We start from the raw sequence: 23,796 nt of genomic DNA, 5'->3' as shown, positions 1-23,796 counted from the left end.
GAATAAACTACTGGTATGATGAATCACTCTCAATGGTTCGGAGATGGACCAAGATTGGAATCACTTGAAAGCTTGCAACTGCTTAATGCAAATAAAGAGAGGGAATTTGACGGTATGGCCAAACTTGCTCGTATGGTCACCGCATCTTCCGCGGCTTTGATTTATTTTTTTGATGTAGACAAAGTATGGTTAAAATCTTCCAATGGAGATTTTGGCAGTATTGAACCTAATGATTTGGAGTCAAGTTTCTTCGGGCTTCAAAATTCATACTTTTTGGAATTACAGGAAGGCAATGAGGATTTTGGCAAAGAAATTATTGAGAAAGGATTTAATTTTTATTTGGCACTTCCAGTTAAAGATCAGAATGGATATCTCCTTGGTGCGATAGCGGTATTGGATAGAAACAGTAAGAAACTTGATGAAGAGCAAAAAGAAGGATTAGCCATACTTGCTGGAGGTATGATGAGCCTGTTAAGGGATAGGAAAACTAACATTGAACTTAGCCATTATGAAAAACTCTTTCGCTTATCTTCTGATCTGGTCTGTTTAGCGAGTAATGATGGTTTTTTTAAAAGAGTGAGTCCATCATTTAGTAAAATTCTTGGATGGGATACTGAAACCCTATTGACTAAGTCATTTTTTGAATTAATTCATCCTGATGATTTGGACAAAACAGCGGAGGAAGTAGAAAGACTTTCTCAAGGCATTCCTACTATCAATTTTATCCATAGGTTCAGTACAGCTGATGGATCGTATAAAGTACTCCAATGGACGGCATCACCTGAACCTGCAACAGGAAATATTTTCGCAATAGGCAGGGATATATCTGTAGAAAGGGAAAAAGAATTAAAACTAAAAGAAAGCGAGGAAAAACTGAGGGTGTTCTTTGAGAATTCCCAAGGTTTAATGTGTACTCATGATCTTGATGGGAATTTCCTCTCTGTAAATGCCTCTGGTGCTGAGATATTGGGTTATACTGTAGGTGAAATCACTTCAATGAATCTTTTTGATATAGTCCCTAGTAAAGCCCATAATGAGGTCCATGCATATTTAGAGCTTATCAAGGAGAAAGGGAAAGCAAAAGGTCAAATGTTCACCTGCCATAAGAATGGCTCAATTCATACTTGGCTATTTAATAATGTGCTGGAGAAAAGTAATTTGAGCAGCTCCTATTATGTAATTGGAAACGCTATTGACATTACTTCCCGAGCGTTGTTAGAAGAGGATTTGAAAGAAACAAAGCTCTTGCTGGAAGAAACCAGCAATGTAGCCCGAGTAGGTGGATGGAATTTGGATCTTGTTGACCAGCGCTTATCCTGGACACCAGTTACAGGAATTATTCATGAAGTAGAGCCAGATTTTATTCCTTCTGTAGAAACAGGAATTAATTTCTATAAAGAAGGAGAGAGTAGACAAAAAATTAAAGCGGCACTGGATAATGCAATTTTGAATGGTGAACCTTGGAAGTTGGATTTGCAAATAATAACACAGAAGGGAAATGAAATTTGGATCAGATCTATAGGGCATCCAGAATTTAAGGATGGAGTTTGTGTTAGGATATTCGGGACTTTCCAGGATATAGATGAGAGGAAGAAAATTGAGGTTGAGGCTGCAAGGAGTAGAAAAGCATTGGATGATATCTTCAAAGCATCTTCGGAAGTAAGTATCATCACTACTGATGTCGATGGATTGATTACGGTTTTCAATGTTGGAGCAGAAAAAATGCTTGGCTATACAGCTGAAGAACTATTAGGTAAGCATACCACCAACATTATTCATTCCCCAGAAGAAACTGAAAAATTGTCCAATGATCTTTCGCAGGAATTTGGAAGACCCATTACCGGATTTGAAATATTTAAAGCTAGGCCAGAGAGAGATGGCTATGAAAAAAGAGTCTACACTTTTGTTACTAAAGATGGAGAAGAACGCTTGGTATCTTCTGTGGTTACTCCAATAAAAGATGCAAATCAGCAAAGTATAGGTTATCTGAAAATCGCAATAGACATTTCAGACAATCGAAAAATGGAGCTTGATTTAATCAACGAAAAAATAAGATTGTATGCATTTGTTCTGCACAATCCAGAGGCGGTTGCGATGCTGGATAAGGACATGAAATACATTGCTGTAAGTAATAAGTGGATCAGTGATTTTAAACTTGCCGAGGAGGATGTAATAGGGGCATCTCATTACGATATATTTAAGGATAGAATAAAGAAAGAGGATGTAGAAAGACATAAGCGGGTCCTAAATGGTGGAATAGATAGGAGAGAAGAGGCGCTTTACCCTTTCCCTGGATATGATGAGGATCAGTATATCAATTGGGAAATGAGACCCTGGTTTTTGCACGATGGAGAAATAGGTGGTATGATGGTTTATACCCAAAACATTACCACATATGTAAAGCAAAGGGAAGAACTAAAATTGGCTAAAATCATGGCTGAAGAAGCCAATAAAGCCAAATCTGAATTTTTGGCAAATATGAGCCATGAAATCAGAACACCTTTGAATGGAGTTATAGGTTTTACAGATCTGGTATTGAAGACCAAACTGAACGAAACGCAGCATCAATACTTATCAATTGTAAACCAATCTGGAAATGCACTATTAAGTATCATCAATGATATTTTAGATTTCTCAAAAATAGAGGCAGGAAAACTTGAATTGGATATTGAAAAGTATGACCTCTATGAAATGTGCTCTCAAGCTACCGATATAATCAGCTTTCCAATTCAGAATAAAGGGATCGAAATGCTGCTTAATATTAAAAGTGATTTGCCAAGATTTATCTATGCAGATGCTGTAAGATTAAAACAGGTGTTGGTTAATCTACTGGGTAATGCTTCCAAATTTACAGAGAAAGGTGAAATTGAATTAAAGCTTGAAAATCTGGAAACTACTGGAGATCAATGTAAGATTAGGTTTTCTGTCCGGGATACGGGTATAGGGATCAATCCAGTCAAGCAAAAGAAAATCTTTGACGCATTTTCGCAGGAGGACAGTTCAACTACCAAAAAATACGGAGGTACAGGACTTGGCCTAACTATTTCAAATCGTCTTCTTGGACTTATGGGAAGCAAATTGCAATTGGTGTCAGCTCCGGGAAAAGGAAGTACTTTCTACTTTGATGCAATTTTTAAAACTGAGCAGGGCGAGCCAATTGAATGGGCCGGCATACAGAATATTAAAAGAGTACTGGTGGTAGATGATAATGAAAATAATCGTCTAATAGTAAATCAGATGCTCCTGTTACAAAATATCCATACAGTCGAAGCTTCTAACGGATTTGAGGCACTCCACATTTTATCTAAGGGTGAAATGTTTGATGTCATCTTGATGGATTACAGAATGCCATTCATGGATGGCTTAGAGACAATCAGGAAAATCAAAGAAAGCTTTGCCGATAACTTGGATAATATGCCGGTAATGTTGCTTCAAAGTTCTGCTGAAGATCAAAAAGTCATAAATCAATGCAGGGAATTGGGTGTGAGGCATCGATTAATTAAACCACTTAAACTTGATGACTTTTATCACGCACTTTCGAGATTACATACCCAACAGGAAGCTTTACAAAGCGAGGAGGAAATACTCATAGTACAAAAAGAATTACCATTTAAAATCCTTATTGCTGAAGACAATGCCGTGAATATGCTGCTGGCAGAAACCATCATAACAAGAACTTTTCCTAATGCTTTGCTGATAAAAGCTGTGAATGGATTAGAAGCATATGAGCACTGTAAAAAAGAGATGCCAGATATTATTTTGATGGATATACAAATGCCCGAAATGAACGGGTACGAAGCTACAGGAAAAATAAGGAGTTTAGATGAGCACATACATGTACCAATAGTGGCTCTGACTGCAGGCAATGTAAAGGGTGAAAGAGAAAAATGTCTACAGGCTGGGATGGATGACTTTGTAGTAAAACCAGTTGTGGAAAATACACTAATCGAGATCTTTAAAAAGTGGTTGCCAGTCTCAAAATCTAAGAATTTAATTTTGGGTAAAGATCCAGGCGACAAATTGGAAGATCACTACAATAAGCAAAAACTTATTTCATATACCGATAATAATACGAAGGTCTTGAAGAGAATTCTTCAAATAGTAAAGTTGGAATTAAGCGAAACGTTAGATGATTTGCGTTCGAAAATTGAATTGGAAGATTTAAATGGAGTGAAAGAGGCAGGCCATAAAATGTATGGTACAGCAATATCATCAGGGATGCCCATCCTATCTAAAATGTCTCTGGAATTCGAAAAGCTTTCCGTCTTTGATAAGATAGAAGCTATGGAGAAATTCAATTTGATAGAGAAGGAGGTTAACTATATACTAAGCCATATTCAGGCTTAATGATTAATTGGTGATTCTATCGATAGGGTAGAGTCACTAATTAAATCAAGTTGAGTTTTCCCATTAGTTCAGATCTTTTCGTCCTACTGATAGGGATTACTGACTTATGGATTAAAATGGTATTGTCTTGAATATCAATGATCTTTCGAAGATTGATTACATAGGACCGGTGGACTTTAAAAAAAGATTCAGCAGGAAGTTTCTTTAAAATATTCGTGAGTGTACTATGCACTTTGTATTCTTCATTGTCCAACTTAATAATAGCGTAGTCACCTTTCGCCTCAACCAAATTCACATCGCTTGCATTTATTTTAATCAACCGCTTATCGATATTGATAAAAAACTGGTTGATTTCAGCTTTATTGGATAAGATTTTTTCAGGCTCAGCTGATTTAGTTTTAAGGAGGTTTTCTACCTTTTTGATAGCTATTTTTAATCTATTTGGATCAATAGGCTTACTTAAAAAGTCAACTATACTATCATATTCAAATGCATGTACAGCGGAGGTTTTGTCTGATGTGGTAAGAATAATATGAGGTGAGTTTTTTATAGTCTGTAAAAAGTCAAATCCACTGAATCCAGGCATGTGGATATCGAGAAATATTAGATCCACACTCTCCTGATTAAGAAATCGAAAAGCTTCCATGGCGTTGGAAAAACTACCTACAACAACTAAATCAGGTTCTTTCTCACATAGAAAAGTTAAAATCTCTCTTGATACACTTTCATCGTCGATGATGATACATTTCATAGATTACTCTGAACATTCTGGGAGAAAGTTAAGTATTTTAGTTATAATCTCCTGAAAATCTTTGTCATAATTTAAACTTTCTTTTAATAAGGATAATTCATGTTCTTCTGCAACCGAAAAGGCCAAATCCATCTGAAAAAATGCAATTTTGTGTTTCATTTTATGCACGATTTCTGAAGCCCAATAATAGTTTTTAAGTTGAATTGCTTTCTCATAAAATGCATTCTCTTCTACAAGCTCATCAATCATGATTTTTATAATTTTCCTTTCGAAAACTACATTTCCTTTTGATAGCTCTTTTAAATACGTTAATGAAGGAGATTCCATGCGAGATACTTGAAGGGTAGAATTAATACTCATTCCAGATTTGGATTAGGACTTTTTAGAGATGCACAAATTGAACTCACTTATTGTATCGTGTTTATGATTCTGATCTCCATACTGAAAACCTTTGATGAAAAAGGCAAAAATCCATGCGTGCGGGTTTTTAATATGAATTATACTTACTTCCTCAGCTGTACCGTTAAACTGCTCGATTGCTTTATTTATGAAGTCTTTAAAGGATGCCTCAACTTGATCAGGATCTCCTTTTATTAACGGAAGTTGGTTGTCAATCTTAATTTTTAAAGAAGCTTGCCCTTCAAATCCAACAACGATACTTGTTATCAAATCATAGGTGTCTATGATCCGTTCTTCAAGTCCAAATCGGGAGCGCGTTAAGTTTGAGTCATTTTGATTTGGCATGTTGTTTTGAGTTGTATTTAGGGATTTATATAGGGCAAGCTTGTGGGTGACAAACAACTTACTCTCCTTTACCTTTGAAACTAATAACAGTTCTAACTGTTTGTGATTTGACTTACAAAATGATATTAGGTACTAATTATCTGGATTATACTTATACCACTTCCTTTGTTAAATCTTCCGCGATTGTTTTATTTATTTTTGAAACATTTATCTATTTGGATTAATAAAGTCTTACCAACTCACCGGTTTATTTTAACCATAAGCGCTTTATTTTTTTCTTATTTCAAATGTCATAATAATAAAAATGAATTTTTAGAGAGTGAAGGTCAAGTCAACTTGCCTGTCGATGAACTGCATTAATTTATCGGTGAACGGAAAATCCGATGAAGGTAAAAAACGTGATTTATCTACTTAAACCTGATTGATTTGCGCTGTAAACCCTTTTAATTGGCCTAAAATCCTAATTTTTATGTTTTAACAGTTAGATTTAAATGGGTCATACTTTGATCGTGTAGTCATTTCATAGAAGTAGTTAGAAGTCACAGGAGATTTTTTTCCAGCACAGTCTAACTAGTTACATATTGAAAAATTATTCTATACATCAATTTGAACTTATCTTTATTAAATAGAGTATTTATTCATATTCTAAATGCCTATTAAGAATGGATTTCACGCATAAAAACACACAGGATTTCGAGGCATCACATCTTGATTTTAAAAAATTAATAGAAAGATGGGAAATGCTTGCCGATACTATTCATCCGAGCATCTGCCTCTACCATGATTATTTGGATAGGATTAAAAAGTTTCCTCAGCTTCTGGAATCAAATATTGACCCGAAGATATTGAATACCGATCAGAACAAACTTGGCTTTGGTTTGATCCTAAGTTCAATTCTACCTCTTGCCGGTCAGGGAGATAAGAAGATATTGGCCATCTCCAAGCCATTTGACTATAATCCTATCTATTCGACTTCAGCTTTTTCAGAACAATTTTTAGATGAAAACGGTCACATAAAAATACCTGAAAATATTGATTTAGAGCGTATTGCTTTTGATAAAATGGTAAATGTCTATGGCATGATCCTGAATCAATTTTATGGAATAAAGATGAATCAATTCCCACCGATGATTTTCAAATTCAGAGGGAAAAGTGGTGTCAACAAGCACTACCAGATTCAGCTTAACACTGAGTTTGTACGGGTGGTGGCAAAAGGACCTTTACCAGAGATTCGTGATAAGTCCGAATTCTGCACTGCTAATGAACCGTACCATTACGAACTGGAGCGTCTCCAAAATCTGCTGCCTTTAAATCTCTTCGAATTTCATGGCTTTGTGATTATGGAAGCCAATGATTTGACGGTGGCCCAAAGTGTCGCAACGCTTAATGAGGCCGTGCTGAAACAGGATCAGGTGAGCACGGAAGAATTCATGATAATAGTGGAAGATTCTGTTAAGAGTCTGTTGGGAAAGGGCAATTTGAAAGTGGGTTTGGCAGTTCTTCAAAATATTTCGGGAAGGATTATTATGTCTGAAAGCCGTTTAGCTTATAGTTATCTCATTAGTCAACTTTTCGATTCAGGAAGTGAGAATCCATATAAGGCTATTATGGAATTTCTTTCACAGGTAAATAAGCCGGTTTTCTTAAAAGATATTCAGGATAATTCAGAGGAGTCAACTTTGATTACCAAGATGGTGGATATGGGGCTTCAGGAAATCATTCTTTATCCCTTGAGGCATAACAGTAATCTGGTAGGAGTATTGGAAATATGTTCTTTCGAGAAAGGGACTTTTGATCCCTTGATGATTCATACATTGGATCATTTGGCACCATCCCTTTCTCTCGCATTGCATAGGCAGGCAGAGAATATGGATTACAAGATCAAGGCTATAATCAGAAAAAATTTCACAGCGATACATCCTGTGGTAGAATGGAAATTTGATGAAATAGCCTTGGATTATGTCTTGGATGAAGAGGAAGGTAAAAGGCCCGAAATTAAGCCTATTCTTTTTAAGGATGTATTTCCGTTATATGCTGCAATAGATATAAAAAACTCTTCCGTGCAGCGTAATCAGGCGATACACGATGATTTTGTGATTCAGCTAGATAGAGGAAAAGCTATCCTCGAGTTAGCTGGTAAGCTACATTACTTGCCTCTTTTGGACAGTCTAATCGATCAAATCAACGAGTATAAGCGACGTATCAATTTGATTTTGCTCAGTGAGGAAGAAGTGCGTATTACTGAGTTTTTTCATTATGAGCTGGAGCCTACTTTTGTTCATTTAAGTGAAACCTTTAGTGACCTCAGGGAAGAAGTGAAAGCATATTTTGATGAATTAGATCCTCAACTTCAAATTGTTAATTACCATAGAAAAGCTTTTGAATCCAGTCTTCAGCTGATCAATAACACTGTGGGGACATTCATGGATGAACAGGAATTGAAAATCCAGAAGATCTTTCCTCACTATTATGAGAAATTTAAGACAGATGGTATAGAGTACAATATATACATAGGTCAATCTCTGGTGAAAAACCATAAGTTTGATTTGATATACCTAAAGAATCTTAGACTTTGGCAGCTACAGAGCTTAATTGAAGTGTATCATTTAATTCAGGAAAAAAAGCCATTGCTTGAAAAACCGCTGGAAATCACACAACTTATTCTCGCCCATAGTACTCCAATATCCATAAGTTTCCGCCTGGATGAGCGAAAGTTTGATGTGGAGGGAGCGTATAATATCAGATACGAAATCATGAAAAAGCGTATCGACAAAGCTCTGATAGCTGATACACATGAGCGATTGGTACATCCCGGCAAAATTGCCATTGTTTATTCACAGAAGCGGGAGGCAAAAGAGTACTTGGACTTTATTACCTACTTACAAAACAAAGGGCAGTTGCTTGATCAGATTGAGGAGCTTGAATTGGAGGAAATGCAAGGAGTTCACGGGCTGAAAGCTATTAGGGTAGGCGTAGCACCAAGATCAATGGATGAATTATCAACCAATTCAAAACTGATATCCGAAAGAAAAGAAGGGTAAGTATTCTTCCTCACTAAAGCCAACGGAGAACGTAGCTACAACCTGGTTCAAGGGAGCCAGCCAGACACCTGCGCCAAAGGAATTGTGCCAATCGTCTGACTTCTCACCTGTGACCCACACCCTGCCGATATCGTTGTATGCCAGGACACCGACCGTCGCAGGAAGGATATACGTTTTTAGGTTGAACACCCTAATCCGTACTTCGGTATTGTTGTAGGCTACCGCACCGCCGTTGAATCTGTATCTTCTGTACCCACGCAGGTTGTCCAATCCCCCAAGTGTTTGGCCCTGGAAAAATTCATAATCCCCCCAGTTTTTGCCTGCCCCAAAGCGGGTAGCCCACACCAGCCTGGACGGATATCTGAATGACCAATACAGTGCCAGCTCACCCTCAACCCTGGTGAAATTCCCTGAATAGGAATTCAGCCCCCACATTCTCCTGGCCTGACTTTCAAAATACAGCCCCCTGGTGGGAATTGCCTTGTGATCCCTTCTGTCAAAGACAACTTTGGCGGACAACCCACTGTAAAACTTGGCCTTGTCCAGATCAACCTGGTCCAAGCCACTTTCCGGAGAGGTGATGAACTTGTTGCTGTTGTCATCTTGGTCGAAGCGGTATACCTGATAGTGAGGACCGATGGTGAAGCTCCCACTTTCGCCCAGCCTGGACTGCAGTCCACCGGACAACTCATACCAGCTGAACCTTGCCCTGTAATAATCTATTTCATAAGTACTGTTGTTGTATTCCGTTTCATTGCCGGTTCCGAAGAAATTGTAAGCGTAATCGGGGGCCCGCACATCTGCCTTCCATACCAAATCCAAATTCCCCACCGCATCCACAGCATGGCCATTGTATTCTATATTGAATGCGTTTGATTTGATCGCATAATTACCCACAATGGACTGCCGCAGCGAAAAGGGTTCCTTTTTGAACCCATGTTTTTCCCAAAGGACACCGGCTCCCAGAAACACGCCGTCATCTTTGTTGATGGCCACCGAAGCCAAGGGCATGACCTTGTCGTATTTGAATTCCTTCCTGTTGTAATTCAGGTAGGAGATGGAAGGGGCATACTTGATTCTGGCACTTTCCCCCAGCGCTATTGGCACTTTTTCATCTGGATTTTGGTAGATAAGCGTGTTTCTCTTTTTGGTGTTTCCCTTATCCTCAAATGATTTTTCGCCCTTGCCTGGAATCACCCGCACTTTTATCCTGCCGGGTCCTTCCCCTTTGAATTGGAAGGTATCGTCACCTTTCAACCCATAGAGTCGGATCTCCTGCGTTTCCCCGGGCAAAAATGTCCGGCTGTAGAGCTTCTGCTCCAAATCCCCCGATTTGTCGATTTTCCTGACTTCGACTTCCACCCGACCGTCCTTGTGGTAGTTGACTTCAAATTCCTCGTTTTTGTTGGAACCCGCCACATTCACATCCTTGGACAGAAAGGCATAATGTTTCTGCATTTCCTCCTTCAGCCAGGTCTTCCGCTGGCGGAGTTTGGCCTGGATTACCGGGGCGTCTTTTGCCGCCACGGAATCCGGCCAGTCCCTGAAGGCATTCAGGATAGCCTCCTCGGTCATTTTTGGTATTTCCTTGTCCAGTGCTTTTATCCAGTCTTCCCGGTCCAGCCCATTCAGGAAACTCCGGTCGAAATACCTACCGTTGAACATAAAGCCAGAGACAAACCGGGGAGGGCTATAGTCGAACCCCTGAAATCTGGGATCTGCCCATTTACGGCTGGCTATTTTGGGGAAAATTCCCTGGTTTACGAAAAAAGCCTGATCCCTGTCCCTTGGCATGGGCGTGAACTCCCAGCCTTTCTTGCCTTTTTCACCGATCCATCTCCACTGATCGTCGTGGCGGTCCCAGTCACCGATCCACAGGTCGAATATTCTTGCCTTCAGGACTTCCTTTTGCATGACCTGATGGTCATTGTCCCCATGGATTTTTTTGAGCATTTTCTCTGTATTGAAAAACTCAATGTCGTCCGGGGCTCCCTTTCCGGCGACCTCCCGTTCCTCAAACAGATACAGGTCGTCACCAAATCCCTTTCGGTAGATGCCCAGCAAAGGGTCATCAGGTAAATAGACAATTCTGGGGTTGGTGTGCACTATCCCCACCTCATCGGCCAGTCGGGCCACGGCAAGTGCGGCATAGGGATGGGAAGCCGAGATCTGGTCCTGGATGACTTGCCTGGCAATGGTTTGGCGCAACTGTGGGGAAAGAGCACTTTCGGGATATTTATTGACAGACCTCAGGACATATTCCTTCCCGGCACTGTTTGCCAGTCTCAGTGAATGAGTCTGCAGACCACCACCTTTCCTGATTATTGTCAGCCCTGATTTGGCGGTGCTGAGATCGAGTGTCTCGAAGGTGGCAGGTATGGCCCATGTTTCCCGGTAGTTTTTCCCCAGGAAATTGTAATACCCTTTGCCATGGAGGTACTGGGTGGAAACAGGGCGGGTCGCCTCTGCCGGGATATTCCTGTCGAAGAGTTCCAATTCCTGGGCATTACCGGCATAAGGGGTTACCAGCTGGGCCTGATAGAGCGGTTCTTGTTTTAGCGGATCATAGAAAGAAAGCTTCACTGCATGGTTCTCGTAGAAGTCCAATGCGGCGTACCCCTGCCGGGTATAGGTGAAATCAGCCGAGTTGTTCTTTTTTACATAGGTCTCTTTAGCTCCCGCACCACTGATTACATAATGGGTGTTTCCTTCACGGGTATATGCCAGACCATGTTCGTGACCGGCAACCTGGATTACATTGGGGTGCGTGTCAAATATTCTGTCCAGGGCATTGGCCATCGCTTCATACCTGGGATGGGGAAGGTCCTGGATGTCACCGAACCAACTTCTATACAGCGGGTAGACAGATCCGATTACCGGTAAGGGGATATACAGATTCGGGTAGGGAACGGTAAGCGGGAATAAATGGTTTTTCCAGCTGAAGCCGCCGTTGTGCGGTCCGTAGGAACGTGACGGGTGATGCATGGCTACCAGGATGGTTTTATCCTGGTTTTCCTCCAATAGATAGGCTAGTGCCGCCAGAACTTCCTCTTCGGATTTGTAATCACAATCAGACTCCCTGCCCGGTTTGTCCCTGGACTGCAGCCACCATTGACTATCCACAGTCACAAGCAGTGTCCCGGGGTCCAGCGGGAAAACAGTTGGGCCCGGGCACCCACTACCCGGTGTCCACAGTACCTGGTCGGCAGGATAATTTTCCTCCACGTATTCCTCGGCTCTCAGTACAGCGTTCCAGCCGTCGGATTTGCCTTTGTCCCAGTCATGGTTTCCCGGCACCATCCAGATTTTCCCGTTGAGATGACGGTAGAGATCCAGTTGTGTTTTTAGTATTAGTTCGGCACCCTTCCTTTCCTCATTTTCATAGTCAGGCATCCCCAACGGGTAGATGTTGTCCCCCAGATAGATGATATGGGCTTTTTCCCCGGGGGATTCCTGCAGTTGCTGAAGGACATCCTCCACTACTGGATGATGACCGTCCTCCATTTCTCCGGCATCGCCTATCAGATACACACGGAATTTCCTGGGAGATTCCTGGGCCGCCACAGAACATGTCAATAAACAGAAAACAATATATAGGTAATATTTCTTCATGGATTAAATTCAAAAATCAGGATGTTCGGCTCGCCATCTTGAGCTTCATTGGAAATGTACATATTCCCCTTTTGGTCAAAAGTGATTCCTTCGGGTTGTTTAAATATTCTTGAATCAAGATTGTAAACTTCCTTAGCAATGAAATCTGTATCGGCTATCAATAACCATTTACCACTGGAAGAAATAATATAATATTGGTTTTCAATGGGATGTAAGGCAATAGCTGAAGGCTGGATGTCCAACGGTTTATCCATTTGGCTTGTAAGGAGCGGCTGTATGTTTTCTCGTTTCAAAGTCTCAAAAGGAATGGAGTCGTAGCTTTTTGAAATCAGGTCAAAGCGAAACACAGATGCCTTTTCAGGGCCTTTATCCCACTTACATGCTTTACACAAAATAAATAAGTATGGTTCTGTTTTGGAAGCAACAATTGCTTCCAGATCTCTTTTTTCTTTGATTGGGAAATGATATTCCGTGGTTTGTGCATCTTTAGTAAGAGGAGAGGTGACCTCGTACAGCGTGCCATTGCTTTGAAGAACCCATGCAACGTCCTTAAGCACCAGTAAATCCTCAATGTCCTTATTTTTGGCAAACTTCCTCTTTTTAAGAATTTTCCCTGTTTTTGGATCAATTCTATAAATAATGGAGGATTCGTCCTCGATGGCCCAAAGTTGGTTTTCACCTACCCAATGAAGTCCCGACACCTCTTCCAGATCATCTTGAAGCTTGATTTTCTCATAGTTGGCTAGATTATATGCTTTTGGAAAAGGTTGGTTTTCAAGTTCTGAAAGGCGTGGAGTACAATTACTGTTTAACAGAAGAAGAAGTATAGTTAATATATTGAGGTAGTACATCGTTATTTAATTGGAACTAATTACCTTGAAATTAGTATCCTCAAAATAAGTGAATAGCTGTGGATAAGCAACTGGAAAAATTTGAATCCTGGATAAGGGAAATGTTTGAGTATAGGCAAAAATCAGAGATTTGCTATCATAACCTTGACCATACATTACACATAGTCAAGTGGGTACGGATAATAGGGGATTATTACCAACTCGAAAATGAAGAGCAGGAGGATTTGTTTTTTGCAGCGTGGATGCATGATGTCGGATACTGGGAAGGAAAAGGCGAAGGTCATGAAGCCAGGGGAGCCACCATGGCAGAGGAATGCTTAGCGGAGTTGGGAATCCGTAAAGAAAGGATTGACAGGATTAAATCTATTATTCTTTCCACAAGGATTCCTCAGAATCCACAAAATCTGTTGGAACAAATTATTTGTGATTCGGATTTATCCCATTTAAGTTCAGATCAGTTTTTCGATCAGACGATGTTACTGAAGAAAGAAAAAGAGAATTCTGGGTATGGTAATATATCACTTGTCGAGTGGCTGAAGGGAAGTAAACAATTTATGACAGCTCACCACTACCATACAGATTATGCGAAAAAATATTTGCAGCCAGGTAAAGACAAAAATTTGGAATTATTGGATATGAAAATAAAAGAGGCTGAAGAGGAACACGATTCCGATAAAAAAGAAAAGAAAAAGAAGTCAGAGCGGGGAGTAGAAACTATGTTTCGTGTTACATCTACCAATCATTTGGAACTATCTTCCTTGGCTGATAACAAAGCAAACATAATGATCTCTGTAAATTCGATCATTATCTCAATTGTGGTGACAGTCTTAATCCGAAAACTGGAGGAATACCCCAATTATATCGTTCCTACTTTTATGCTGGTGGCTACCTGCCTTACAGCAATGGTTTTTGCGATTTTATCGACCAGACCGAAAGTTACGACAGGTGTGGTGACCAAAGAGGACATTCTTAAGAAGCAGGGCAACCTTCTTTATTTTGGAAATTTTCATGAGATGCCACTTTCCGAGTATAAAGACGGAATGCATGCCTTAATGGAGGATGGTAATTTCCTCTACGACAGCATGATTACAGATATTTATTTTCTAGGTAAAGTGCTGTCGAAAAAGTATCAATTACTCAGGAAAAGCTACAATATTTTTATGTTCGGATTTGTCATATCAGTAATCTCGTTTCTCGTGGCAACACTCTTTTTTGACCCTGTACAGTATTAGACTTGGATTCTAAAGTCTGGTAAGCAAATAAATAATCACAACTCCGTCTGCCTAAAACAAATAGTCATCACTATTCGAATTGGGTTGTGGGGATTATAGTAAATGCAAAGACCTTCGCTTTAATTAAGTAGAGGGATGACCTTTGAAAACCAAATACTGATCACATGAAAAAAATAGGATTTTTATCCTTTGGACATTGGGCAAATCACCCTTCCTACCAAGCTAATACCGCAAGTGATACCTTGCTTCAGTCGATAGATCTGGCAGTTGCTGCTGAAGAAATAGGAATGGACGGAGCATATTTTCGTGTTCACCATTTTGCTCAGCAACTGGCTTCACCTTTTCCGTTGTTGGCTGCCATTGGAGCCAAAACCAAAAAAATTGAAATAGGGACTGGCGTTATCGATATGCGCTATGAAAACCCTTCATACATGGTGGAAAATGCGGGTGCTGCTGATTTGATTTCAGAAGGCCGTCTGCAGTTGGGAGTGAGCAGAGGTTCACCTGAGCAGGTAATTGATGGATGGAAATACTTTGGTTACGATTTGGAAGAAGGTGAGACGGATGCTGAGATGGGTAGAAGGAAAGCGTTGGAGTTTTTCAATAAACTTGATGGTGTAGGCTTTGCGCAGCCAAATCCAAATCCGATGTTTCCCAACCCGCCGGGGTTATTACGGATTGAGCCTTACTCAGAAGGTTTGCGTGACCGCATTTGGTGGGGGTCTGCTTCAGATGCTACTGCCATATGGGCGGCGGAAGTTGGCATGAATCTCCAAAGTTCTACCTTGAAATATGACGAGAGTGGAAAGCCTTTTCATATTCAACAAGCAGAACAAATCAGAGCGTATAAGGAAGCCTGGAAAAAGGCAGGTCATCAGCGGGAACCACGTGTCTCTGTGAGTAGATCCATCTTTGCCTTGGTAAATGATCAGGATAAATACTATTTCGGAGGTGAAGCGAACAGGAGAGATAAGGTGGGAATGATAGAGGCAGATAAGAGTGCTATTTTCGGAAGAAGTTATGCTGCCGAACCGGAAAAACTGATCAAGGAGCTAGCTCAGGATGAAGCAATTCAGGAAGCTGATACCCTTCTATTAACCATCCCCAATACATTGGGAGTGGAGTATAGTGTTCATGTCCTCGAATCCATATTGAAGTACGTAGCGCCGGAATTAGGATGGCGGTAAGGAGAGATTCATGGCAGTCAAAATCCGCTATAAGACCAAAATCGTAATCATCGGAGCTGGACAGGCTGGGCTTTCAGCAGCATACCACCTCAAAAAAATGGGTTTTAAGGTTGGTCCCGATTTTATAGTCTTGGATGAATCACCAAAGGCAGGTGGAGCCTGGCAATCCCGCTGGGATTCCCTTACCTTAAGTACAGTAAACCGTATTCATGATTTGCCTGAGATGTCATTTGAAGAAACAGTGGAAACCAAAGACAACGAAGTGCAGGCGAATTCTGCGGTTCCCCATTACTTCGATTTGTATGAGAAGAAATTTGGACTTCAAGTATACAGGCCAATAAAAGTGGAAAAAGTGTATTTGCAAGAAAACCGGTTTTTCATTGATACTTCTACCCTTGCTTTTTCATCGTTGGGAATCATTAATGCTACAGGAACATGGGAAAGTCCTTATATACCGGAATATCCAGGTGCAGAACTTTTTGAAGGCGAGCAATTACACACCCGTGACTATAAAAATGCAGACTATTTCAAAGGCAAACATATAATTATAGTAGGCGGAGGCATATCTGCAATTCAATTGTTGGATCAGATCTCCAAAGTTACTTCTACTACCTGGGTCACAAGAAGACCACCGGAATTCAGAAAAGTGCCCTTTGACGATATGGCTGGAAGTAGGGCAGTGGCTAGGGTAGAAGAGCGTGTAAGAAATGGATTATTGCCTCAGTCTGTGGTATCTGTCACTGGATTGCCCTTTACTCCTGAAATTGAAGCTATGGAAAAAAGAGGAGTCCTTCGGCGTTTTCCTATGTTTAGCGAAATCACCAAAAACGGAGTGAAATGGGAAGATGGTACTGCAATTAAAGCAGATGTGATTTTTTGGAATACTGGTTTTAGATGGCCAATGTCTCATTTGGATCTGGTGGTTCCCAGAGAAGATGGGGGAGGTATTAAGATGTCCGGAAGATTGGCAACCGAAGTAGAAAAAGAACCTAGAATTCATTTGGTAGGATATGGTCCTTCTGCGTCAACTATCGGGGCAAACAGGGCAGGAGCTGCAGCTGCTAGGGAATTGGTGAATACATTGCAGATATAAGAATCAGAGAATAGAAATCTTTAAACTTGTAGTAGTTGTATCCACCATATTTTAATTAATTCTATGTGGTCTGACCTTAAAAGAGCAGAGCACATAGAATTACTGTAAGCATGAAAATCTATTGATAGGTTAGAAATCAATTATTTAACACCAAAATCTATCAATTTACAATTATAGCAAATTCCTGTTTTGATATTCTTACCTTTTTAAGTTTAGCGAGATAGTCATGTTCCTCATCGCGATATCCTAATGCAAGCAGGACTACACTTTTAAGATTTCTTTCTTTCAACCCAAGGATTTTATCAAATTTCTCACTGTCAAAACCTTCCATTGGGGTGGCATCTATTTTCAATGTTGCTGCCGCAATGATTCCTGTACCTAAAGCTATGTATGCCTGTTTGGCTGACCATATAAAATTATCGTTGTCGGTCTGTGATAAAATATGGCCGGAGATAGAGGTTTTGAAATCAGTTAAATTTTCAACTGGTATATCTCTTTCTTTGGCGACAAGCTCAATATATGAATCAATGTCCTCTTGATTGATCGAGGCGAATGCAGCAAATACCAATAGGTGGGATGATTCGGCAATCTGAGAATTAAATGAGCCTTCTCCCAGCTCCTTTTTTAAAGCTTGGTTATCAATAACCACAAGCCGATAGGTCTGCATACCTATGGAAGATGCAGAGAGGTTAATTGCTTCAATTATTTTTTCTACATCTTCATTTTCAACTTTCTTATTACTGAATTTTTTAGTGGCGTATCGCCATTTTAAATCGTCAATTAGTTTCATTGCTATTTATCGTTAAAATTATAAAGCAAAAATATACTTGAATAGTTACTTTTTGTAACTTAGTGCCTAAAAGTAATAGTTACATTCATGTAACCTGGTAATTCATATGGAAAAAGGAATGGACATAATGAAAGAATGCAGTCATACTATTCTAGCAATTAACGATGTGATGGACTTGCTGAGTGGTAAATGGAAAGTTTCAATAATTGCCTGCCTATGTTTCAAAAAAATGCGTTATTCTGAATTGCTTAGAGAGGTAAAAGGTATTTCAGGAAGAATGTTGAGTCGCGAATTGAAAGAATTAGAAATTCATCAATTGATTAAAAGAGTTGTGCTAGAGACCCAGCCAGTAACTGTAGAGTACGAAATAACAGAATATGGATCTACGCTTAAAAATTTAACCACCACCATTGCCGAATGGGGTTTCAGCCACAGAAAGAAAATCATAGGTAAATAGTCTGATCTTAAGATAAAATTACTGCTGCAGAGACTTTTCAACAAACGTGCCTCAGGCACTATTGTCTCAGAAGTAACTTTTACTGATTTGGTTTGGATCACCTGTTAGCAAAGCAATTCATGAAAGCTCATTGATTTTTAAATAATTTATCCCTTAACTAACGAATGTACTTTTATACCACATGAATCATATAGGTTTAAGGGATTACTAACTATCCAATTTTGTATTTTTTGCAAGTCTTTTAGACGGGTGTTAAAGCATATTTGCCTTAATGCTGGCATAATTGCTGATAAAGTTTTTAAAAATATACGGTAACTGAAAATTTAATCAGATGCATTCCAATCTTGGCGAAATCACAACAAAGCTTAAAGCTCTAGAATCTGAAATGGATAAAATAGGCGGCGAGTTTTCTGAAATTCTATCTCAGATTTATCCAGATAGTAAAATTTCTGCAAATAACTTGCTTAAGTATCTGGTTTTAAGAAAGACAGATATCCAAGAGCTACAGCACGATCTGCATCTGATGGGACTTTCTTCTTTAGCAAGCTGTGAAAGTCACACGCATTTTCAGATTCAGTCTACATTAGAGCGACTCGGATGCCAGTTTGAAAAAAAGGATCCAAGCTCAGCGGAATATGGAGCAGAGCGTATTACCCAGACGAGTGAAGTTTTGTTTGGGCATACTCATAGGGAGTGGCCTTCATCTATCATGGTCACGATGGATCCTTCTTTTTTGACTAAGGAGCACGCTATCTGTAATCTGCTTAGAAATGGGATGGCAGTTGCCAGAATCAACTGCGCGCATGATGATGAGCAGGTGTGGGAAAAGATGATCTTGAAAATCCGACAGCAGAGTGCAAAAGAAAAAATAGAATGTAAAATTCATATTGATCTTGCCGGTCCTAAGCTTCGAGTGGTTCTTCTGAAAAAAGGAGAAAAAAAAGGAAAAGTAAAAATCAATCAGGGAGATACTATTTGGTTGGCCGAATCAGCGGATTTTTTCTCGGATAAAGATGTAGTAATCACCCCGGGCGAGGAAGGTGTAATAAATGCCATGAAGGTAGGTGAGCGTGTGTTTATAGACGATGGATTAATTATGGCAAGGGTGGACGAAGTGTTGTCTCACGGTATTCGCTTGAAAATAGAACGTGATTCTTCCAAAAAATCCAAAATAAAAGCGGAAAAAGGTATCAATTTTCCTGATACAGAACTGCCCATATCTTCATTGACAGCGTATGATATCGCCTGTCTTCCTTTCGTGATGAGCCACGCCGACACTGTTGGTTTTTCCTTTGTTCGTAAGGCTTCGGATCTGGAAGATCTTAGGTCCAAACTTTCAGGTTTTTCCAGTGATATTCCCCCAGTTATCTTGAAAATCGAAACCAAAGAAGCAGTGGATAATTTGCCCCAATTACTTTTGGAAGGAATGAAACAACCTCATTTTGGGATTATGATCGCACGTGGAGATTTGGCGGTGGAAATTGGTTTTGAAAGACTGGTGGAAATTCAAGAGGAAATTTCCTGGCTTTGCGAAGCAGCACATACCCCTGTAATCTGGGCTACTCAAGTTTTGGAAAACCTTCATAAATCCGGAATAGCATCTCGTGCAGAAATCACAGACGCGGGGCGGGCATCAATGGCAGAATGCATAATGATCAATAAAGGTGATCATACTCTTAAAGTACTCAAAACCTTAAGGGACATAGCAAAAAGAAGCCGCGGCTTGAAAATGAAAAACCGGTTGGTATTTAGGGAACTTGGAATTGCGAAGAATTTTTTTCTCCATCCAAATCGCTGATTGGATGCATTAGCTTAGGTAAAATGAATTGAAAGCTGATTCTAAAATTTCTTACTAAAGGACATAATAGGATTCTGGATCTTCCTTCTCCGGAATGCGATTTTCTCCTATCATCTCTTTAATATTGATCTCAATCGTTTGAGCTAGATCAGTCATCGGAGTGTCTAAAGCCTGATTTTCAAAGGGATCCTGCATTAGGACAGAGGTCTTTTCAATAGCTATGAATATAATCGGGATACCCATGGTGAGCACTATCTCTACCATGAGAAACCTATCCGCCAACCCAAATGGAAGCATTGCTGCGAAAACATAGATGATGGTATGGATCAGCATACAGTGGGCCTTTGGAAAGACTGTATTTTTGATCCGCTCACATTTCCCCATGGAATCACACAACCTAGCTATTGTGCTGTCTATCTGTACCTGCTGGTAATCATTTACTAATTTATTCTGATGGCATTTTCTCAGAGTTTCGGAATGTTTTGATAGCAATTCGTTTGGGATATTGGAATTATCGAGTCCCTTTGCATTCGCATAACGAACTACTTTGGCTGAAAAAGGCAAAGTTCTTAAGGATTCTCCAAGCGCATAACACCAGATAATCTGACGAAAAGCCATATCCTTTACCATCAAATCATAATCCTGGTGATCCCTGTCAAAAAGAGAGATGCTCTGACGAATGAGTGTTCGGGAATCATTCACGATAGCTCCCCAGATTATTCTTGCCTCCCACCATCGATCGTAGGCCTGATTGGTTCTGAAGGCCAGCAGCAAGGCCACCGCGGTACCAAAAATAGCAGTTATACTGATGGGTACTGAAATTTTATCAAAAAATCCGTATTGATGAAATATCCCTACGACTATTGAAAATGCTATGATAATAGCAATGTCCACTTTTATAGATTTTAAAAAGTATAGGATAGATATTCTTTGATTCAGCAGCATTGATATTTTTGCTTAAAGTTAAGATTATAATGTCTGGTTTGAATAATAACCCTCAAAGGGTAGTTTGACTAGGATTATTTGGGTTTAGTACACTTGCGCTATACGATCACAAATTATCCTCATTTACATCATTTAGGATATTAATAAAATTTAAAATAATTGGATAACGTTGCTTGTTGTAAATCCATTTATTATTCATTTAACTTGCAAAAGATTTCTTAGTGACTACCATGCGTAAAAAGCAGATTGCATTCTTTCTTGGCCTCATATGGCTTGTAAGCTTCACTGCTTTTATGTCGTTTCCTGTCCAGGCTGAGCACCACAGCGTGCGTGAAGACAGCCTAGCTACACTTCAGGAATCTTTAACTCCTACAATTCATCTTCTCGGATCTAATGAAGTTCCGAAAACTCCACCCTTCTCAGTAGATTGGACTGTATGGTCCAAATTTAATTCCAACTGGGATTCACTGAATATAGTTGTAGGAAAAGGTTTTCACCAACCTTCATTTTTCAAGAAATCTCTGCCACTATTCGATGTGAAAGAGACTTTTATGCATTTCTTCCATACTTGGTAAGATTCGAATAAAATCCATGGTCATCTACTTGACCAGCACTTATTTTATTCACCTTACTATCATCTCATATGTTTACTATAGAACCTGTGACATTGACCATGTCATGTCTATTAATGTTCGCATTTAGCGTACCGTTCATTTATCATGGACAAAAAAACAAAGCAATTAATAAAAAGCTATTAGCCAATCTAAATGATTTGGCAAACCGAAAAGGTGCCAATCCCACGGAGGTCGATACGTGGAGGTGTCGCTATGCACTAGGGTTGGACCAGAAAGAAAATGTGTTGGTTTACCTACGTAACGATACCGATAGTATTAGCTATAGTTTGGATTTGGCTGAGTATAAGAATGTTCAACTTATTAAAAAATTCCAGGTAGAAAATGGTAAAGAACTGACCACTAAGCTCCCGGAATATGTAGGATTGCAACTGATTCCTAAACTACCCTCAGCAGAACCTGTCGCCCTAGAGATTTATGATGCAGAGATGTATTCAGATCTTTTAGGGGAAACTGTAATGGCCGATAAATGGGTAGCAATTTTAAATAAGCAATTAAATTAAACCACTATAAGGGCATCCTGATGGATGCCCTTATTTCCCACTTGTAGTTATGGCGAAGCAAAGCGATTCTTGGGGATCAAGAATAGGTCTAATTCTGGCGATGGCTGGAAATGCAGTTGGATTGGGAAACTTTCTAAGGTTTCCTGTACAAGCTATCCAAAATGGAGGAGGATCTTTTATCATTCCATACTTAGTTTGTTTTATACTGATGGGCATCCCCCTATTATTTACCGAGTGGTCCATAGGTAGATTTGGTGGTAAAAAGGGAAATCATAGTACTCCGTATATTTTGGATTCTATGAGTAAAAGGAACTGGTGGAAGTACATTGGAGTCTTTGGCATTTTCACAAACGTTGCTGTAGTCGCTTACTACACTTACATTGAGTCCTGGACATTTATTTATGTTATTCATACGGTAATCGGGACATTTACCCAAATGACCCAAGCTGAAGTCAGCGAGTTTTTTGTCCAGTATGTGAATCTCAATGGATCAAATTTTGGGATCCCGTACCTTCCAGTACTGGTGTATATTCTAGTGTTAGGAATTAACATTTACATACTTTCCACCGGACTTGGTGGAATAGAAAAAGTAGCGAAGATAGGAATGCCGCTTCTAATCTTGTTTGGAGCTGTACTAGCGTTTAAGGGCTGGACCATGGGCGCAGCGAATGCATCTGCTGCTTTTCCTGATGCAAATGCTTGGGACGGAATCAATTTTCTGTGGACTCCTCAGTACGGTTCTTTGTTTGATCCAAAAGTTTGGCTTGCCGCAGCAGGACAGATATTTTTCACGCTTTCGGTAGGGATGGGTTCTATTCAATGCTATGCTTCTTACCTGAAAGAAAACGAAGATATAGCTCTGAATTCCCTTACTTCGGGCTTCACCAATGAGTTAGTAGAAATTGTGCTGGGAAGTGCTATCGTAATCCCAATTGCGGCAGGATTTCTAGGATTGGACTGGATCATTGAAAACGCCGGATTTGGAATGGCATTTCAGACCATGCCTTATTTGTTTGTGCAGTGGGGGGAAATATTCGGTGCTATAGCAGGGATTTGTTGGTTTGGCCTTCTTTTCTTTGCAGGCATCACTTCGTCTTTGGCTATGGGGACTCCTTGGATGGGATTCATGGAGGATGAATTTGGATGGGGAAAGGTAAAAGGCGCTCTAAGCTTTGGTGTTCTGGCTCTGATAATGGGATTGCCTACTATTCTTTTTTACCAATATGGCTATTTCGACGAATACGATTATTGGGCAGGAACTGTAAGTTTGGTCGTGTTTGCTTTGCTGGAAATGATATTGTTTACCTGGGTTTTTGGGATGGAAAATGGGTGGACGGAGTTAAATCGTGGAGCAGATATCCGTATTCCGATAGGCTACAAGTGGATCATGAAGTACATCACTCCGGTGCTTTTGTTATTGGTGCTGCTAAGTGCTTTGATCACTCCTGAAGGTAACAACTGGAGTGCTGCTTTCGCTAGCATAACCACTGGAGAAGGTTGGACCTTAGATCCAAGCTCATTGATCTCCAAGCTGACTCACGATGACCTGAAGCTTCTCAGGTTTTCCGACCCAGAAAACGGCGAATTTTATGATAAAAAAATCTTATTCTCTACTCTTGCCCGTATACAAATGCTTGTGCTCTTTATGTTTATAGCAGTCCTTGTATGGTATTCAGGCATCAAACGTAAATCCATTTCTCATGAATAATTCAGCATTACTTCTTTGCATTGGAGTTCAACTTTTGGTAATTCTATTTACCGGATATTGCTTCTACCAGGTTATGAAGAAGCCAAATTCGAACTAACTTTCCAT

General features: G+C 39.9%; 17 protein-coding genes. 10 read left to right on the top strand and 7 right to left on the bottom strand.

Annotation, left to right across the window (positions count from 1 at the left end; genetic code table 11):
* Positions 1–18: 18 nt before the first annotated feature.
* Entirely contained in the window at positions 19–4,347 is a 4,329-nt protein-coding gene (locus AACZ73_RS11725) for a PAS domain S-box protein (protein ID WP_339878026.1), read from the top strand.
* 40 nt (positions 4,348–4,387) lie between these two features.
* Here the strand turns inward: AACZ73_RS11725 and AACZ73_RS11720 are convergent, their stop codons facing one another.
* From AACZ73_RS11720 to AACZ73_RS11710, 3 genes are read right to left on the bottom strand one after another with little or no spacing between them, the layout of a single operon-like run.
* Positions 4,388–5,098 carry a LytTR family DNA-binding domain-containing protein gene (locus tag AACZ73_RS11720; protein ID WP_339878024.1) on the bottom strand — a complete coding sequence of 237 codons (711 nt, stop codon included), beginning with the start codon at positions 5,096–5,098 and terminating at the stop codon, positions 4,388–4,390.
* 3 nt (positions 5,099–5,101) lie between these two features.
* Positions 5,102–5,458 (bottom strand): hypothetical protein, encoded by a 357-nt coding sequence (locus AACZ73_RS11715; RefSeq protein WP_339878022.1) that lies wholly within the window; start codon positions 5,456–5,458, stop codon positions 5,102–5,104.
* A 12-nt stretch (positions 5,459–5,470) separates the two neighbouring features.
* Entirely contained in the window at positions 5,471–5,842 is a 372-nt protein-coding gene (locus tag AACZ73_RS11710) for a hypothetical protein (RefSeq protein WP_339878021.1), read from the bottom strand.
* A gap of 662 nt (positions 5,843–6,504) precedes the next feature.
* On the opposite strand from AACZ73_RS11710, the gene AACZ73_RS11705 reads away from it, so the two are divergent.
* The gene (locus tag AACZ73_RS11705; protein ID WP_339878020.1) at positions 6,505–8,883 is read left to right on the top strand and encodes a GAF domain-containing protein; all 2,379 of its coding nucleotides are present in this window, start codon (positions 6,505–6,507) and stop codon (positions 8,881–8,883) included.
* On the opposite strand, the gene AACZ73_RS11700 is transcribed toward AACZ73_RS11705, so the two are convergent.
* Positions 8,851–12,495: a BamA/TamA family outer membrane protein gene (locus AACZ73_RS11700; RefSeq protein WP_339878019.1), complete on the bottom strand. Its 3,645-nt coding sequence runs from the start codon at positions 12,493–12,495 to the stop codon at positions 8,851–8,853. The two genes, AACZ73_RS11705 and AACZ73_RS11700, sit on opposite strands and share 33 nt — an antisense overlap.
* Positions 12,492–13,346 carry an SdiA-regulated domain-containing protein gene (locus tag AACZ73_RS11695; protein ID WP_339878018.1) on the bottom strand — a complete coding sequence of 285 codons (855 nt, stop codon included), beginning with the start codon at positions 13,344–13,346 and terminating at the stop codon, positions 12,492–12,494. Before AACZ73_RS11695 ends, AACZ73_RS11700 begins: the two co-directional genes overlap by 4 nt.
* A 59-nt stretch (positions 13,347–13,405) precedes the next feature.
* Here AACZ73_RS11695 and AACZ73_RS11690 point away from each other — a divergent pair, with 59 nt between their 5' ends.
* The 3 genes from AACZ73_RS11690 to AACZ73_RS11680 all read left to right on the top strand — a co-directional run bounded on the left by AACZ73_RS11690 (position 13,406) and on the right by AACZ73_RS11680 (position 16,858).
* Complete coding sequence (locus tag AACZ73_RS11690; protein WP_339878017.1) at positions 13,406–14,578, top strand: Pycsar system effector family protein; 1,173 nt, start codon at positions 13,406–13,408, stop codon at positions 14,576–14,578.
* A 164-nt stretch (positions 14,579–14,742) separates the two neighbouring features.
* The gene (locus tag AACZ73_RS11685) at positions 14,743–15,765 is read left to right on the top strand and encodes an LLM class flavin-dependent oxidoreductase (RefSeq protein ID WP_339878015.1); all 1,023 of its coding nucleotides are present in this window, start codon (positions 14,743–14,745) and stop codon (positions 15,763–15,765) included.
* Positions 15,766–15,775: 10 nt separating this feature from the next.
* The gene (locus tag AACZ73_RS11680; protein WP_339878013.1) at positions 15,776–16,858 is read left to right on the top strand and encodes an NAD(P)-binding domain-containing protein; all 1,083 of its coding nucleotides are present in this window, start codon (positions 15,776–15,778) and stop codon (positions 16,856–16,858) included.
* 160 nt (positions 16,859–17,018) lie between these two features.
* On the opposite strand, the gene AACZ73_RS11675 is transcribed toward AACZ73_RS11680, so the two are convergent.
* The gene (locus tag AACZ73_RS11675) at positions 17,019–17,648 is read right to left on the bottom strand and encodes an NAD(P)H-dependent oxidoreductase (protein ID WP_339878011.1); all 630 of its coding nucleotides are present in this window, start codon (positions 17,646–17,648) and stop codon (positions 17,019–17,021) included.
* A 106-nt stretch (positions 17,649–17,754) separates the two neighbouring features.
* On the opposite strand from AACZ73_RS11675, the gene AACZ73_RS11670 reads away from it, so the two are divergent.
* Positions 17,755–18,105 carry a helix-turn-helix domain-containing protein gene (locus tag AACZ73_RS11670; protein ID WP_339878010.1) on the top strand — a complete coding sequence of 117 codons (351 nt, stop codon included), beginning with the start codon at positions 17,755–17,757 and terminating at the stop codon, positions 18,103–18,105.
* Positions 18,106–18,436: 331 nt separating this feature from the next.
* Positions 18,437–19,903, top strand: coding sequence for a pyruvate kinase (locus AACZ73_RS11665; RefSeq protein WP_339878009.1), 1,467 nt, complete (start codon positions 18,437–18,439; stop codon positions 19,901–19,903).
* 54 nt (positions 19,904–19,957) lie between these two features.
* Here AACZ73_RS11665 and AACZ73_RS11660 read toward each other — a convergent pair whose 3' ends face one another.
* Positions 19,958–20,848: a bestrophin family ion channel gene (locus tag AACZ73_RS11660; RefSeq protein ID WP_339878008.1), complete on the bottom strand. Its 891-nt coding sequence runs from the start codon at positions 20,846–20,848 to the stop codon at positions 19,958–19,960.
* 230 nt (positions 20,849–21,078) lie between these two features.
* On the opposite strand from AACZ73_RS11660, the gene AACZ73_RS11655 reads away from it, so the two are divergent.
* The 3 genes from AACZ73_RS11655 (at position 21,079) to AACZ73_RS11645 (ending at position 23,691) form a co-directional block, all read left to right on the top strand.
* Entirely contained in the window at positions 21,079–21,423 is a 345-nt protein-coding gene (locus AACZ73_RS11655; RefSeq protein ID WP_339878007.1) for a hypothetical protein, read from the top strand.
* A 68-nt stretch (positions 21,424–21,491) separates the two neighbouring features.
* Positions 21,492–21,983, top strand: a complete 492-nt coding sequence (locus tag AACZ73_RS11650) for a hypothetical protein (protein ID WP_339878006.1) — start codon at positions 21,492–21,494, stop codon at positions 21,981–21,983.
* A 49-nt stretch (positions 21,984–22,032) separates the two neighbouring features.
* Complete coding sequence (locus AACZ73_RS11645; RefSeq protein ID WP_339878005.1) at positions 22,033–23,691, top strand: sodium:calcium symporter; 1,659 nt, start codon at positions 22,033–22,035, stop codon at positions 23,689–23,691.
* Positions 23,692–23,796 lie beyond the last annotated feature (105 nt).

This window comes from uncultured Algoriphagus sp. (assembly GCF_963974835.1).
In the GTDB taxonomy this organism is placed as follows: domain Bacteria; phylum Bacteroidota; class Bacteroidia; order Cytophagales; family Cyclobacteriaceae; genus Algoriphagus.
The sequence above is the reverse complement of the archived record's forward strand: the minus strand, read 5'-3'. Positions and strand labels throughout refer to the sequence as shown.

Coding starts and splice junctions, on each gene's coding strand:
- AACZ73_RS11660 (WP_339878008.1), bottom strand. CDS start 20,848: ATGCTGCTGAATCAAAGAATATCTATCCTATACTTTTTAAAATCTATA.
- AACZ73_RS11705 (WP_339878020.1), top strand. CDS start 6,505: ATGGATTTCACGCATAAAAACACACAGGATTTCGAGGCATCACATCTT.
- AACZ73_RS11715 (WP_339878022.1), bottom strand. CDS start 5,458: ATGAGTATTAATTCTACCCTTCAAGTATCTCGCATGGAATCTCCTTCA.
- AACZ73_RS11655 (WP_339878007.1), top strand. CDS start 21,079: ATGCGTAAAAAGCAGATTGCATTCTTTCTTGGCCTCATATGGCTTGTA.
- AACZ73_RS11725 (WP_339878026.1), top strand. CDS start 19: ATGAATCACTCTCAATGGTTCGGAGATGGACCAAGATTGGAATCACTT.
- AACZ73_RS11665 (WP_339878009.1), top strand. CDS start 18,437: ATGCATTCCAATCTTGGCGAAATCACAACAAAGCTTAAAGCTCTAGAA.
- AACZ73_RS11650 (WP_339878006.1), top strand. CDS start 21,492: ATGTTTACTATAGAACCTGTGACATTGACCATGTCATGTCTATTAATG.
- AACZ73_RS11710 (WP_339878021.1), bottom strand. CDS start 5,842: ATGCCAAATCAAAATGACTCAAACTTAACGCGCTCCCGATTTGGACTT.
- AACZ73_RS11720 (WP_339878024.1), bottom strand. CDS start 5,098: ATGAAATGTATCATCATCGACGATGAAAGTGTATCAAGAGAGATTTTA.
- AACZ73_RS11645 (WP_339878005.1), top strand. CDS start 22,033: ATGGCGAAGCAAAGCGATTCTTGGGGATCAAGAATAGGTCTAATTCTG.
- AACZ73_RS11700 (WP_339878019.1), bottom strand. CDS start 12,495: ATGAAGAAATATTACCTATATATTGTTTTCTGTTTATTGACATGTTCT.
- AACZ73_RS11675 (WP_339878011.1), bottom strand. CDS start 17,648: ATGAAACTAATTGACGATTTAAAATGGCGATACGCCACTAAAAAATTC.
- AACZ73_RS11695 (WP_339878018.1), bottom strand. CDS start 13,346: ATGTACTACCTCAATATATTAACTATACTTCTTCTTCTGTTAAACAGT.
- AACZ73_RS11680 (WP_339878013.1), top strand. CDS start 15,776: ATGGCAGTCAAAATCCGCTATAAGACCAAAATCGTAATCATCGGAGCT.
- AACZ73_RS11685 (WP_339878015.1), top strand. CDS start 14,743: ATGAAAAAAATAGGATTTTTATCCTTTGGACATTGGGCAAATCACCCT.
- AACZ73_RS11670 (WP_339878010.1), top strand. CDS start 17,755: ATGGAAAAAGGAATGGACATAATGAAAGAATGCAGTCATACTATTCTA.